General features: G+C 60.6%; 10 protein-coding genes and 1 other RNA gene. 5 read left to right on the top strand and 6 right to left on the bottom strand.

The features are described 5' to 3' along the window. Positions 1-29: 29 nt before the first annotated feature. Positions 30-473 carry a thioredoxin gene (gene trxA / locus D0Y96_RS11270; RefSeq protein WP_117299928.1) on the top strand — a complete coding sequence of 148 codons (444 nt, stop codon included), beginning with the start codon at positions 30-32 and terminating at the stop codon, positions 471-473. 103 nt (positions 474-576) lie between these two features. On the opposite strand, the gene D0Y96_RS11265 is transcribed toward trxA, so the two are convergent. Further along, positions 577-804 carry a hypothetical protein gene (locus tag D0Y96_RS11265; RefSeq protein ID WP_117299926.1) on the bottom strand — a complete coding sequence of 76 codons (228 nt, stop codon included), beginning with the start codon at positions 802-804 and terminating at the stop codon, positions 577-579. Between the two features lie 214 nt (positions 805-1,018). Beyond that, positions 1,019-1,463: RNase P RNA component class A (gene rnpB, locus D0Y96_RS11260), an RNA gene on the bottom strand. Positions 1,464-1,560: 97 nt separating this feature from the next. On the opposite strand from rnpB, the gene D0Y96_RS11255 reads away from it, so the two are divergent. Continuing rightward, the gene (locus D0Y96_RS11255) at positions 1,561-1,887 is read left to right on the top strand and encodes a hypothetical protein (protein ID WP_117299924.1); all 327 of its coding nucleotides are present in this window, start codon (positions 1,561-1,563) and stop codon (positions 1,885-1,887) included. Between the two features lie 63 nt (positions 1,888-1,950). Here D0Y96_RS11255 and mfd read toward each other — a convergent pair whose 3' ends face one another. After that, the gene (gene mfd, locus D0Y96_RS11250; protein ID WP_117299921.1) at positions 1,951-5,553 is read right to left on the bottom strand and encodes a transcription-repair coupling factor; all 3,603 of its coding nucleotides are present in this window, start codon (positions 5,551-5,553) and stop codon (positions 1,951-1,953) included. A 128-nt stretch (positions 5,554-5,681) separates the two neighbouring features. Between mfd and D0Y96_RS11245 the strand changes: the two genes are divergently transcribed. From D0Y96_RS11245 to gatB, 3 genes are all read left to right on the top strand, one after another. After that, positions 5,682-6,092 carry a hypothetical protein gene (locus D0Y96_RS11245; protein ID WP_147325029.1) on the top strand — a complete coding sequence of 137 codons (411 nt, stop codon included), beginning with the start codon at positions 5,682-5,684 and terminating at the stop codon, positions 6,090-6,092. Between the two features lie 174 nt (positions 6,093-6,266). Then, positions 6,267-9,665 (top strand): TonB-dependent receptor, encoded by a 3,399-nt coding sequence (locus D0Y96_RS11240; RefSeq protein WP_158562355.1) that lies wholly within the window; start codon positions 6,267-6,269, stop codon positions 9,663-9,665. An 84-nt stretch (positions 9,666-9,749) separates the two neighbouring features. Continuing rightward, positions 9,750-11,225, top strand: coding sequence for an Asp-tRNA(Asn)/Glu-tRNA(Gln) amidotransferase subunit GatB (gene gatB / locus D0Y96_RS11235; protein WP_117299914.1), 1,476 nt, complete (start codon positions 9,750-9,752; stop codon positions 11,223-11,225). Positions 11,226-11,320: 95 nt separating this feature from the next. On the opposite strand, the gene D0Y96_RS11230 is transcribed toward gatB, so the two are convergent. The 3 genes from D0Y96_RS11230 to D0Y96_RS11220 all read right to left on the bottom strand — a co-directional run bounded on the left by D0Y96_RS11230 (position 11,321) and on the right by D0Y96_RS11220 (position 13,942). After that, positions 11,321-11,902, bottom strand: coding sequence for a hypothetical protein (locus tag D0Y96_RS11230; RefSeq protein ID WP_117299912.1), 582 nt, complete (start codon positions 11,900-11,902; stop codon positions 11,321-11,323). Positions 11,903-12,114: 212 nt separating this feature from the next. Then, the gene (gene purD, locus D0Y96_RS11225; RefSeq protein ID WP_117299909.1) at positions 12,115-13,392 is read right to left on the bottom strand and encodes a phosphoribosylamine--glycine ligase; all 1,278 of its coding nucleotides are present in this window, start codon (positions 13,390-13,392) and stop codon (positions 12,115-12,117) included. A 94-nt stretch (positions 13,393-13,486) separates the two neighbouring features. Further along, entirely contained in the window at positions 13,487-13,942 is a 456-nt protein-coding gene (locus tag D0Y96_RS11220) for a YybH family protein (RefSeq protein ID WP_117299907.1), read from the bottom strand. Positions 13,943-13,965: the final 23 nt, after the last annotated feature.

The raw sequence follows: 13,965 nt of genomic DNA, 5'->3' as shown, positions 1-13,965 counted from the left end.
TGAAGGGCCGCGACCGGCGGGAGCAGGTTATGTCACTTATTCGAAGCTGTAGTCATTGCGGTGTTTCCAACCGCGTTCCGGCAGCGCACCTGGCGGATACCGGCCGCTGCGGAGCCTGTAAAGACCCGTTGCCGCCGGTAAGCGAGCCGTTGCAGGCCGATACGGCGCTTTTTGACGAGGTGATGCAGACGGCGCGCGTGCCGGTGCTGGTCGATTTCTGGGCGGAGTGGTGCGGGCCCTGCCGGATGGCGGCGCCGGAGGTGGCGAAGACGGCAGCGGAGATGGCCGGACAGGCGATCGTGCTGAAGGTCGATTCGGATCAGCATCCGGAGCTTGCGGCCCGCTTTCAGGTGCGCGGTATTCCGAATTTCCTGGTGCTGAACGAGGGCAAGGTGGTTCACCAGCAGGCCGGACTTGTCGACCATCACCAGATGGAAGCCTGGCTGCGGCAGGCGGCCACGGTACCGGCCTGAGCGCCAGCCTCAGATTCTGTCAGATCCGATTCCGGCCCTGATCGATCTCAGGTTGGTTCAGAGCCGGGATTTCCGGGAAGGGCCGAAGTGGCTGCCGGCTTTTTCAGGCCAGCATATTGATTTTGTTGTCGAGATTTTCCTCGACAGCGATGAGGCTCGATCCGCTGGCCGAGGCGCCGGGCATGCCGGTGACCTCGATGGTGTACTCACCGGCTGACTGTTCCACGTCGGCCGAGTAACTTTTGCCGCCGGCTATGGTTGAGAAGACTGCCGCCAGAGTCGCCTCCTGCGCGGTGGTTTCGAGTGAAGATGAAACGCTGCTGATCTGCATGGCTCTCCTCCGTGGGATGAATGGGGACGGCAGAACAGGTGCCGTACTGGAGGGTTTTTCGGCCGGAAGCATGCCGGTCTTCAGGCGTTGTATCGGAAAATCGCTGGCCAAACTCGAGTCTGTCTCAGAACAGGACTCTGTTGAAGGCTCTGCCGCTATATATGGCTCAGAAGGATGGATGGCCCCGGTCTTCCGCTGCGAAGCCGGGGCCATGTTTTGCAGACAGCCTGTAAGCCGGATTCTGTCGAGGGTGGCCATTCCTCTTGGCGGCGCATTACTGCGCGCGCTCCAGCGACCTACCCGAAGGTTTCCGCCCCAGGACGGCGAACCGTCATGAGAAGCCCACGCTGGCGCACCGGGCCGGCACGCATCGCGGCACAAATGGGCCGAACCGCGATTTCCTCCCTATTTGGTCTTGCTCCGTGTGGGGTTTACCCTGCCTCCGCCGTTACCGCCGGAGCGGTGCGCTCTTACCGCACCTTTTCACCCTTACCCGTCCTCCTGACGGAGGCCGGGCGGTATCTTCTCTGTGGCACTGGCCGTCCCGGAGCCTTGACGCTCCGGTCCCGGACGTTATCCGGCACACTGCCCTGCGGAGTCCGGACTTTCCTCTGCCGGTCGGACGATGTCCGGCGGCAGCGGCCACCCGGCCTGCCTGCTTCTTCATTATGGCACTGAAAGAGGCGCAAAAAGGCGCACCCATTCCGGTTTCAGCGAGAATGACCGAAAAGAGAATGCCTGCAAAAGGGGAAAGCAATGAGCACCGGCTTCGATTTTTTTTTTCTTTGCGACATCTGGGCAGTCTTTATGGTGCTGTGCCTGCCATGGCGCGGCGAGCAGAGCGAGTTTCTTGCATGGTCTCTGCTCGACATGATGATGCTGGCCGCCGTCGTCGCCGGACTGTGGGCGATCAGCCCTCGCAAAATCAATGTGGAAGCCTCCCTCGCTGCTCTGGCCATTGCCTGCCTGCGTTTTACCATCCGCTGGAAGGTCTACAAAGAGAGGCAGAAAAAAGCAGCAGAAAGCAGCCGGGAGAGCAGCAATGCAGCCGTCGGCGGCCAGGCAAAAAACGGTCAGGAATAAGACGGTCAGCGATATGGCTGTCAGCCGGCCGTTTCATGACTGGCCGCTTCATCCCCGACGGTCTTATGCCTGACTGCCGACCGCTTTTTCGATGACTCGCCGATTTGCCGGTCCGCTGGCCTGCTCACCCGCTGTCAGCTCCTCCAGCAGCGTGCGTACTTCCGCTATCACCTCGGCGGCCTTTGAGGAGGTCAGCGGATACTTCAGCACTCCCTGCGGGGTGAACTGCGCGCCGCGCTTCGCGTTCTTCGCGACGAGCTTCATGAGGCGTCCGGGATCGACGCCCGCGTGCTCGGTGAAGCGGATGTGGAGCTGATCGCGTTTGCGATCGACCTGGGAGACGCCGATGGACTCGCACTGCACGCGCAGCAGCGCTGCGTCGAGGAGGTGACGGACGCTCTCCGGCAGAGGACCATAGCGGTCCTCGAGCTCGGACTGGACATCGGCCAGCGCGCCCTCGGTGGTGGCTCCGGCGATGCGCTTATACATGCGCAGCCGCTGATTTTCTTCGGCGATGTAGCTCTCGTCGATGCGCAGAGCGATGCCGAGGCTGAGCTGGGTGGTGAGATGCTCGACCTTTTCCTCGCCCTTCAGTTTGGCGACGGCCTCTTCGAGCATGCCGGTGTACATCTCAAAGCCCACTGCTTCGATGTGGCCGCTCTGTTCGCCGCCCAGCATGTTGCCGGCGCCGCGGAGCTCGAGATCGAGCGCGGCGATCTTGAAGCCTGCGCCGAGGTCGGAGAACTCCTTGAGCGCGGCGAGACGGCGGCGGGCGATGTCGGTGAGCTCCTGCTCGGGCGGGATGAGGAGCCAGGCATAGGCGCGCCGGTTGGAGCGGCCGACGCGGCCGCGAAGCTGATAGAGCTCGGAGAGGCCGTGGCGGTCGGCGCGGTTGATGATGATGGTGTTGGCGAGCGGGATGTCGAGACCGTTCTCAATGATGGTGGTGGCAACCAGAACATCGTGCTCGTGGTGCATGAAGGAGAGCATGACCTTTTCGAGCTCACCTTCGCTCATCTGGCCGTGGCCGACGGTGATGCGGGCGGAGGGCACCAGCTCCTGAATCTTTGCGGCGATTTCGTAGATGGTCTCGACGCGATTGTGAACGAAGTAGATCTGGCCGCCGCGCTCGAGCTCCACTTCAATGGCGGAGCGGATGAGCTTCTCGTCGAATTTGGCGACGACGGTCTGGATGGCCATACGGTCTTTCGGAGGCGTTTCGATCACGCTCATATCGCGCAGGCCGACGAGGGACATGTGAAGGGTGCGCGGGATGGGCGTGGCGCTCATGGCGAGGACGTCGATCTCGCGGCGTATCTGCTTGAGGCGCTCTTTGTGGCGTACCCCGAAGCGCTGTTCCTCATCGACGACGAGCAGACCGAGGTCGTGGAACTGAATATCCTTCGACAGCAGCCGATGCGTGCCGATCAGGATATCGACCTTACCGGCCGCCGTCTGTTCCAGAATCAGCTTCTGTTCTTTGGCCGTTCGGAAGCGCGAGATCATTTCGATGTTGATGGGGAACTGGCGGAAGCGTTTTTTGAAGGTCTCGAAGTGCTGGAAGCTCAGCACGGTGGTGGGAGTGAGAACGGCCACCTGTTTGCCGTCCTGTACGGCCTTGAAGGCGGAGCGCATCGCCACTTCGGTCTTGCCGTAGCCCACGTCGCCGCAGAGCAGGCGATCCATGGGGGTGGTGGATTCCATGTCGCGCTTGATGTCGTTGATGGCAGAAAGCTGGTCGTCGGTTTCGTTGTAATCGAAGGCGTCTTCGAACTCGCGCTGAAACTCGTTATCGGGCGAGAAGGAGTGGCCCTGCGCCGCGCGGCGCTGCGCGTAGAGCTTCAGCAGCTCATCGGCCATGTCCTGCATGGCCTTTTTCACGCGCGCCTTCGTTTTTGCCCACTGCTGCGAGCCAAGCTTGTTCAGAACAGGAGCCGGGCCGGCTTCCGTCGAACGATACTTCTGGATCAGATCGAGGCGCGTGAGCGGGACATAGAGGCGGGCGCCTTCAGCAAACTCGAGCACCATGAACTCGATCGTGACGCCGTCCTGCACGATCTCTTTGAGGCCCATGTACTGCGCGATGCCGTGCTCGACGTGCACGACATAATCGCCGACGGCGAGGTCGCGGAAGTCGGAGACAAAGGCCGCGGTCTTCGATTTTTTGGGAGCAGGCCGCGCGGTGACATCAGCGTCGTCGGAGAAGTCCTGCGCGCCAAAGATGACGAGGTTTGCCTTGGGCAGGCTGACGCCGTTGGCGAGCGGGCTGCGGACGAGAATCGGCGTGCGGTAATCGCCGGCCAGATAACTGGACTCGTCGTAGATATTTTCGCTGCCGGCGTGCTGGGTGCGGCTGCCGAGGCGGTAGGGCAGCTCGTATTCACGGAGAAGGTTGGCAAGACGCTCGACTTCGCCCTGGCTGGGCGCGGTGAGGAGCATACGCGTCTCCTGCTGCATGAGCGAGCGCACCTGCTCGATGAAGGCGGGGATCGATCCGTGGAAACGCAGCGTGGGGCGGGATTCGAACTCGATTTCCCCCAGCGTGTGGTCGTCTTCGAGGACGTCGACAGCGCCGAGCTGATCGATGTCGAGGCCGGGATGCGAGGTGAGCTGAGCCTGCAGCAGCTCAGGGCGCATGTAGAGATCTTCGGGGCGGATGAGCGATCCGATGCTGGAGCGATCGTGGCGCTGCTCGACTTTGTTCCACCAGCGGTCGATCTGATTGCGGATCATGGCCGGTTCGTCGACGAAGAGAGCGCAGCGCGGGAAGAGATCGAGCAGCGTGCCGGTGGCTCCGGCGACTCCGGCGAAGAACTCCCAGCCGGGAAAGACGGAGACGCCGCCGGCGGCGACGGACTGGGCGACGAGATCGGGATCGTCGGCGGATTCGAGGCGCGCGCCGCTGAGACGCGCATGCACCGCCGCGAGGAGCCGCTCGGTGACGGGCGTTTCGGTGAGAGGCAGCAGACGGGCTTCCTCTAAAGGCGAAGACGACCGCTGTGTCTCCGGATCGAATTTCTTAATCGTCTCAATCTCGTCGCCGAAGAATTCGAAGCGGACGGGACGGTCGGCCTCGGGCGAGTAGACATCGAGGATGCCGCCGCGACGGGTGAACTGGCCGGGCATCTCGACGATGTCCATCTGCGTGTAGCCGATGCCGGTGAGATGAGCGAGCAGGGTTTCGACATCGACCTCTTCGCCGCGGCGAAGAACCTGCGCGAGACCGTTGTAGAACGATGCGGGAAAGAGCTTCAGAGCGGCGGCTTCGACGGGCGCAATGACGATGGAGGCGCCACCGGTGGCGATCTTCCAGAGCGTGGTGGCGCGCTGCTCCTGTACGTCAGGGTGCGGAGAGAGGTTTTCAAAGGGGAGTACGTCGTGCGCGGGCAGGCGAAGCACGCGCTCGGGCGGGATGGCTCCGGTAAGGTCGCAGCCGGAGCGGAGGGCGAGCTGCAGCGCGTCGGCGGCCTTGTTGTCGGCAACGACGACAATGACGGGAACCTGAGCGGCGCGCGCGAAGAGGGGAAGGTAAAGGGCTCGCGCTGTCGAAGTCATTCCAGAGACACGACGGCGCCCACGGGCAAGAGCCAGGTGTCTCCGTGCCTGTTCAAAAGGGGAAGAATGCTCCAGATCCGCCAACAATTCGCGGACAAACGGGAGGATCATGCAGATACCAGTCTAACAGCGGCGCGACGTATGTTGATACTCCGTGACGTGGCGGGCAGGGCGGTCATCAGGCGCGTGTAAAAGCTCGTTCAAATGATAAAAACAGGAGTTTGCTACCCTGTCTCGCTATGAAAAAACATTTCGCTCTTTTGCTGGCGGTGGTGGTCGTGGGATGCAGCGGTATGGTGTCCTTCGCGCAGCATGCGATGCTGCTCTCAAACGTGCGCCGTATTTACATCGAGAAGATGGCGGATAACCTTGACCAGTATCTGGCTTCGTCAATCTCCGGCAAGTTTCACGGAACGGTGACGGTGGTTCTGGATCGCAGGGATGCCGACGCCATTCTGCGGGGAGTGAATATCGGCGCACAGACGACGGAAAAAGCGACGGTCGAGCTGGTCGATCCGGGCGAGCATCAGGTTCTGTGGTCGGGCACGGCGGGCGACCGCAAAATGCTGACCCTCGATATTGGCCACGGCGGCCAGCAGAAGATGGCCGACAATCTGATGGGACAGTTGCGGAAGGCGATGCGGCGATAGGGGCGGACAGCTTTTCTTAGCCGCGAGAGCGCCTTACTCCATCGAAAGGTTGAGGCCGGAATCGCACTCTGGATTGAGGACAACAATACCAATGCCTGGTATGGTTCCCTGAGGCTTATTTCCCAGGATATGCACAGAGGAAATGAGCGCATTGTTCTCTTTCGAGGAGTGCCCATGTTCAGACGTTTCCTGTCTGCGAGTCTGCTTTTCCTGGCTTTGTCACCGATGCTTTATGCGCAGAGCAATTACGCCACGCTGCGCGGCTCGGTGATGGATGGCCAGCGCCACATCATTCCGAATGCACATGTAAAGGTTACGGCGAGCGCCACGGGAGCCACGCGGGAGCTTGAGACGGATTCTGCCGGTCTTTATGTTGCCGAGGGCCTGCAGCCCGGCGCCTATCAGGTCGAGATCAGCAGCGCGGGGTTTGCAGCTGCAACGGAGTCGATTCAGCTCGAAGTCGGCCAGCAGGTGACACTCGACAAGGTGCTTGCGGTCGGCGCGCAGACACAGACATATTTCGTGGGCGCAAATCCTGAGCTGCTGAAGACCGCCGATGCCAGTGTGGGCGAGGTGGTGGATCGCCGCTCCGTGCAGCAGCTTCCTCTCAACGGCCGCCAGCTGATCGATCTGGTGAGCACGGTGCCGGGAGCGCATGTGAGTATGGGCGCGCAGGAGGGCAATGCAAATCCGCTGTACTGGCGGCCGGGGCAGTTCTCGGCGATCAGCATCAGCGGCAATCGCCCCAACGCCAATTACTTTCTGCTCGACGGCGCGACCAATACCGATCCGACCTTCAATACGCAGAACCTGAATCCGAATCCTGACATCGTGCAGGAGTTTCAGGTGGAAACGGGCAGCTACACCGCCGAGATGGGTGGTGCCGGGGGCGGCCAGATCAACATCGCCACTCGATCGGGGACCAGCGTTTTTCATGGCACCGCGTATGAGTTTCTGCGCAACGGCGCCTTCGATGCGTATTCCTTCGGAGCGATGGGCGCGACCAAGCATCTGGTGCAGAACGATTACGGGGCAGCGGTGGGTGGTCCGCTTTACGGCAAACATACTTTCTTTTTCGTGAACTACGAAGGCTACCGGCATGTGGCGACGGATGCGATGACGGATACGGTGCCCACGGCTGCGGAAGCGTCAGGCGACTTCAGCCAGAGCGGCGTGGATATCTACGATCCGAATTCCACCTATGCCAATCCCGATTACAACGCGGCGCAGCCGGTGAGCGCGTCGAATCCGCAGTTTCTGCGTAAGCAGTTTGAGTACAACGGTCAGCTCAATGTGATTCCGCCCGACCGGATCAGCTCGGTGGCGAACGTTATGCTGCAGAAGTATGTGCCGCAGCCCAATCAGATGAGTGGCATGAGCATGGGCATGACGATGAACGGCCAGCCGGGCGTTGTGGGGGCTGGAAACGATGCGAATAACTATCTGGACCTGCGCAACGAACAACATTACACAGACCAGGGCACTCTGCGCGTCGATCATGACTTCAGCAAAGGCAGCAGTGCATTTCTGCGTTACAGCGCTCAGGGCGAACATGGCTTTATGCCGGAGAATCTTCCCGGTTTCGGCTACTACCATGACAACCTGGCACAGCAGGGCGTACTGGGATGGAGCTATATCCTCTCCGAGCACATGCTGAATATCTCGTCGCTGGCGATCTCGCGGCTGAGTATGGATCACACGACAGAGAGCGCCAACAAAAACGACATCGTCAGCGAGCTGGGTATTCAGGGTGTCGGCTTCGGCGGCCCGGGAGCGTGGGGGGCGCCTTACTTTACCGTGCAGGGCTATTCGCCTTTCGGAGACAGCTTCTCTGCCACACCGATGCACGCCTGGGACACGATTCTTGAAGGCCGCGATACGCTGAGCTGGCAGGCTGGCCGTCACAGCTTTAAATTCGGCGGGGCGTACCAGTGGTACATCTGGCCGATGTGGGGCTTCTTCCAGAATCGCGGGTACTACCAGTTCACGAATGGATTTACGACGCACACGCTGACCAGCGATGGGACGGGATCGGGGCTGGCCAGCTTTCTGTTAGGCATGCCGGTGGTGCGGCAGCGACAGGCGGGTGTTCCGCAGATGAACCTGCGCCAGTGGTATGCCGATGGCTTCGCTCAGGACACCTGGCGCATGACGAATACGACGACGCTCGATTACGGCGTGCGGTATGAGTACATGAGCCCTCTCTGGGACATTACGTACACGAACAGCAACCTCACGTTTAACGACGGCGTGCCTTCCCCCTTTATCGGCGGGCAGGGCGGTTATCCGAAAGGTCTGATGTATCCGAATAAAGCCAACTTTGCCCCGCGCCTGGGTCTTGCGCAGAGTGTTCCGGGCATGGGTCTGGTGGTGCATGTGGCTTATGGCATTTTCTATACGCCGGTGGATATGAACACGTGGTGCAATCAGCGCCATAACATTCCGTACGTCTTTCCGGAGACGGCGCAGAGCGATAACTACACGCCGACCACGGCGATTACGAATTTCAATTTTGGAGACCCGGTACTGGGCAAAACGGTGGTCAGTTTCACTGCGCTCGATCTGCATGCACCAGCTCAGTATGTCCAGCAATGGAGTACGTCCATCGAGAAGAGCCTTGGGAGGGAGACGACGCTCGAAGTGGGATATCTCGGCTCCCGGGGCTTCCACCTGCAGCGAGCGCATCTGATCAACAATGCGCAGCCGGGACCAGGGGCCATTCAGCCGCGGCGTCCTCATACCAGCATGAGTTTTGTTGCGGGAACCGTGCTGCCGAAGAGCGTGACGGTGGCGAACCAGGCCAATCCGCTGCTTACGCCGGTGAGCACCATCAATCTGCTGGAGAACACGGCGCAGAGCTGGTATGACGCGGGGTACGTCAATCTTCGCCGCCGCTATGCGAATGGCCTGAGCCTGCTGGCGAACTATACCTTTGCCAAGAGCCTCGAAGGTGCGCCGGACTTCCGTTCCCCCATGTACGAATCGGCCATTCCTCAGAATGACAATGATCTGAAGGCGGACAAAGGGCCGGCGTGCGATATTCGCGATCGCTTTTCACTGAGCGGTGTCTATGATGTTCCGTCCTGGGCGCATTCACGCCTCACGGCGCTGGTGACAAAGGACTGGCGGTTCTCGACGATCTATCAGATTCAGACCGGCTATCCGCTGACCATTTCGGTCTTCGGGGATACGGCGAATGCGGGCACCGCTCTTGGAGAGAATCCCATCCGGGGTAACTATACCGGGCAAAAGATTTTTCCGCACGGGACGCACAATGCCATGGAGTGGTTCAACACCGCGGCCTTTGCGGCTCCGCCTGCGTACACCTTCGGCAACGTCGGCCGCAACTCGGTCTATGGGCCGGGTCTGCAGAGCCTGGATCTGGCTGTGGTGCGCGCCTTCCATCTGACGGAGCGGTACAGCTTTGAAACGCGCGGAGAGTTCTTTAACAGCCTCAACAAGGTCAATCTCGACACGCCCAACCGCTTTGTCAATACGGCAGGGTTTGGAACCATAACCGATGCGATGAATCCCGGGCGGCAGATCCAGCTCAGCGCCCGGATTTCGTTCTGAGGCATGGAAGGCGGGGCGACAATTATCCGTGGGGCGGCTGTTCCGGCCGCTTCGTGCTCCGCCTTGCTAAACTGAAGGCTGTTTATGGCGACAGCGGCGATTGTTTCTCCTGAGATTATGGCGAAGTACGAGCCTGTTATCGGGCTTGAAGTCCACGTGCAGCTTCTGACCGAGACCAAGGCCTTCTGCGGCTGCGCGAACAAATTCGGTGCGCCGCCGAATACGAATGTGTGTCCGGTCTGTCTGGGATTGCCGGGCGCGCTGCCTGTGCTGAATGAGCGAGCTGTGGAGTTCGCTACGCTGGCCTCGCTTGCGCTGCACTGCCAGGTACGCGAGCGCTCGATTTTTGCGCGGAAGAACTACTTCTATCCCGATCTTCCGAAGGGATATCAGATCTCGCAGTTCGATAAGCCGCTGGCCGAGCATGGATGGATTGACGTACCGACGCCAAACGGCACGAAGCGGATCGGGATTACACGTCTGCACATGGAAGAAGACGCGGGCAAGAGCATTCATGATGGGTTTTCGGACTCGGCCACGCGCACCTATGTGGATCTGAACCGCTGCGGGACGCCGCTGATCGAAATTGTGAGCGAGCCGGATATCCGTACGCCGGATGAGGCCTATGAGTACCTGACGCGGCTGAAGGAGATCCTTCTCTATACGGCGGTGAGCGACTGCAATATGGAGGAAGGTTCGCTGCGCTGCGATGCGAACGTGAGCGTGCGGCCGCGCGGGCAGGAGAAGTTCGGCACGAAGGCCGAGGTGAAGAATGTCAACAGTTTCCGGTTTATCCGCGCTGCGCTGGAGTACGAGATCGAGCGCCAGATCGATGTGATCGAAGGCGGCGGACGAGTGGTGCAGGAGACGCGGCTGTGGAATGCAAATGAGGGACGCACCTATTCGATGCGCTCGAAAGAGCAGGCGCACGATTACCGGTACTTCCCGGAGCCCGATCTGCCGCCGCTGATTGTCAGCAGCATACGCCGGGCGGAGATTGCGCAGCAGATGCCGGAGCTGCCGGAGGCACGGCGTGCGCGAATGGTGGCCGATTATGGCCTGACCGAACAGGACGCGCAGACGCTGACAGCCACGCGCGCCTTTGCCGATCAGTTTGAAGCGGCAGCGAAGACGGCGAAGAGCCCGCGCCGTGTAGCGAATCTGATTCAGAGCGAGCTGACGAGCCGGCTGAAGGCTGCCGGACTGGAGCTGGAGCAGTCGCCGATCTCGATGAAGGGCGTCGCTCAGGCGGCCGATCTTGCCGAGGAAGGCAAGCTGTCGAGCAAACAGCTCAAGCAGCTCTTCGACATTGCCTTCGAGAAGAGCGAAGATTTCCCGGTTGTCTACGAGCGCGAGAAGCCGCAGCAGATCACCGATGCTTCAGAGATCGAAAAGATGATCGATGAGGTGATCGCCGCGAATCCGAAGCAGGTGGAGCAGTACCGGGGCGGCAAGAAGACGGTCGCAGCATTCTTTGTCGGCCAGGTGATGAAAGCGTCGAAGGGGCAGGCGAATCCAGGGCTGCTGAACGAACTGGTGGTCAGGAAGCTCGACAGCTGAAAATCAGGAGGGCGCCGCGCCGGTGTTTCCCGGCTGCGCCGCCCTGCCCGATCAGCCCAGGCCCTGTGCGATGAGCCCTGCTGTATGTGATTCTCTTAGTCGCCCGTGCCGCAGCTGCAGATACCCTGTCCACTACCCAGGATATTGACGAAGGCACACTGTGCCTGCAGATTGGCAAGCTCCGAGGCGCCCAGCGTCGAATCGGAAGACTCAGTCTCAGTGATCGGCCAGGCAGTCCCGACCGCGTTCTGAATATGAGTCACCCATGCGCGAAGGTTGGACTTCGGGGAGACATTGGAAGTCGGATCACACGGCGAGTTGTTGACCGCGGCGGATACGATCTTAATTACGCCATTCCGGGACACCACACCGGTCAGCGGATTGCTGGTCAGGTTGCTGCGAACCGACAGCGTACGGAGGCCGTTATGGGTCTCGACGCATCCGCAGCACTCGGAGAGCTGCTGATCGGCATCGAAGACGTAGATCATGGCGCAGAGGTTTCCATACGTCAGGCCAGGATTGTCAATCCTGACTGTCGCATCGGGCGCCGGCGCCGCGTTGTTCGAGAAGTAGTTGACTTTAAAAACATCCTGAGCTGAGGCCTTTGTTACACCTGCTATCGCCAGACCGGCGATCACGAGGACCGCAGCGAGAATTTTACGGACAGGGAATTTCATGTGGTCTTCTCCTAAGCGCCGGCTTGCATCGATGTTTCGGCACTTAGTCCCCAACTCTACCCCTGAATTTCAAACTTACAATTACCCAGTTGACCTAAACCCTAAACCTTAAACCCTCCTGCTGAACCGGAAGGCTGATCGGTCTCCAGCAGGGGAAAATCGCTTCCTGGAGAGGGTGTCCTGCGGAATCGCAGGCCGCTTTTTGACGCGGGCTAAGTTGTTTTCTTTAGCGCACGATGCCCTATATCGCGCCGATAGATCATGCCTTCGAAGGAGATGAGCTTCATCGCTTCATAGGCCGCTTCGAGAGCGTGCTCAAGTGAGTCGCCGGTAGCGGTTACGCCGAGCACGCGGCCACCGCTGGTGAGGTATTCACCATTGACCAGCGAGGTGCCTGCGTGGAAGATCTCGACGCCCGGCAGTCGGACGGCGGCATCGAGTCCGCTGATCTTATGGCCGGTCGTGTAGCTGCCGGGATAGCCCTCCGAAGCCGCGACAACGCATGCCGACGCACCGGGCTTCCAGCGGAACTCGGTCTCGCTCAGACGGCCCTCGACACATGCTTCCAGTGCTTCCATCAGATCGCTTTCCATGCGCGGCAGGATGGCCTGCGTCTCCGGATCGCCGAAGCGGGCATTGAACTCGAGGACCATCGGGCCGCGGGCGGTCATCATCAGTCCGCAATAGAGCACGCCGACGAAAGGCGTATCTTCGGCAGCCATGCCATCGATGGTCTTCTGCGCGATATGGTGCAGCAGCCAGGCCCTCATTTCCGGATCGAGCATGGCATCGGTGGAATAGACGCCCATGCCTCCGGTGTTTGGTCCGGTATCGCCTTCGCCGAGACGCTTGTGATCCTGCGCGGGGGCGAGCGGCGCGACGTGCTTTCCATCGCTGAGGACGAGGAAGGAAAGCTCTTCGCCGGTGAGGAATTCCTCGACGATGATGCTGGTTTCGACGGAGCCGAGAAGGCGTCCGCTGAAGAGGCCGGCGATAGCCTCCTGCGCCTGCTGCTTCGACTCGCAGATGAGCACGCCTTTGCCGGCGGCGAGGCCATCGGCTTTGATGACGACGGGGAGGTGGAAGAGGTCGAGCGATTCGAGCGCTTCTGCCTGGGAGGCGCAGACGGCATAGTTGGCAGTGGGAATATTGTGCCGCTGCATAAAGCGCTTGGCGAAGCCCTTGCTCGTTTCAAGCATGGCGGCCTTGCTGGTGGGGCCGAAGACACGCAGGCCGCGGTGGATAAGCTCGTCGGCGAGGCCGAGCGCGAGCGGTACTTCAGGACCGATAACGGTGAGGTCGGGATTTTCGGCAGCAACGACGCGCAGAAGGTCGTTCAGGTCCTTTTGATTGGCGGGGACGCAGCGCGCCTCCGCAGCGATTCCGCCGTTTCCCGGCGCGCAGACCAGCTCTGTTACCCGAGGAGACCTGCGAACAGCGCGGCAGAGCGCATGCTCGCGGCCCCCCGACCCGATGACCAGCACTTTCATGAATTCAACTTCTCCCGTTGTGGATGCTTCAAAGAAAAGTCTAACCCACGCTCTGTGAGGAGACAGGGTGACGCGGTGAGTAGGCGAAGGGGCTTCAGGGAGCGGGCTTTGTTGTGACGGTGGTGTGATCGAGGATGATGCGCCAGCCTTCGGGCTCCTTTTCAAAGACGAGCGAGAAGATGCCGCCAGTGTCGCCGCCTCCGGCCTGGGTGCGGGCGAGATGAAAGTGACCGGTCACGACGGCGTGGCCGGCGCCGAGCATACGCACCTGCAGCTCGGAGAAGTGCAGGATTCCCATAGCAGATTTGCCGGGGTAGCTGTGCCGGTAGCGATCGAGAATGGGCTGATAGCCTCGCGCGATCTGCTGGCCGATGAAGGTGGTTTCGGGCGAGTCCTGATAGCCCTTCATGAAGGCATCGATGTCCCCGCGGTTCCATGCGGTTTCCTGCGCGGTAAGGACCTGCAGGATAGAGGCTTTATCGCCTGCAAATGCCGTCGCGGCACAGAGCAGCATGGCCAGCAGAATTGTGGTTTGTCTTCTCTTAGTCATCTCACCCTCCCTCAGATCCGGTT

This window comes from Paracidobacterium acidisoli, assembly GCF_003428625.2.
GTDB lineage: Bacteria > Acidobacteriota > Terriglobia > Terriglobales > Acidobacteriaceae > Paracidobacterium > Paracidobacterium acidisoli.
Note: the sequence above shows the minus strand (reverse complement) of the source record. Positions and strands in the feature narration are given on the sequence as shown.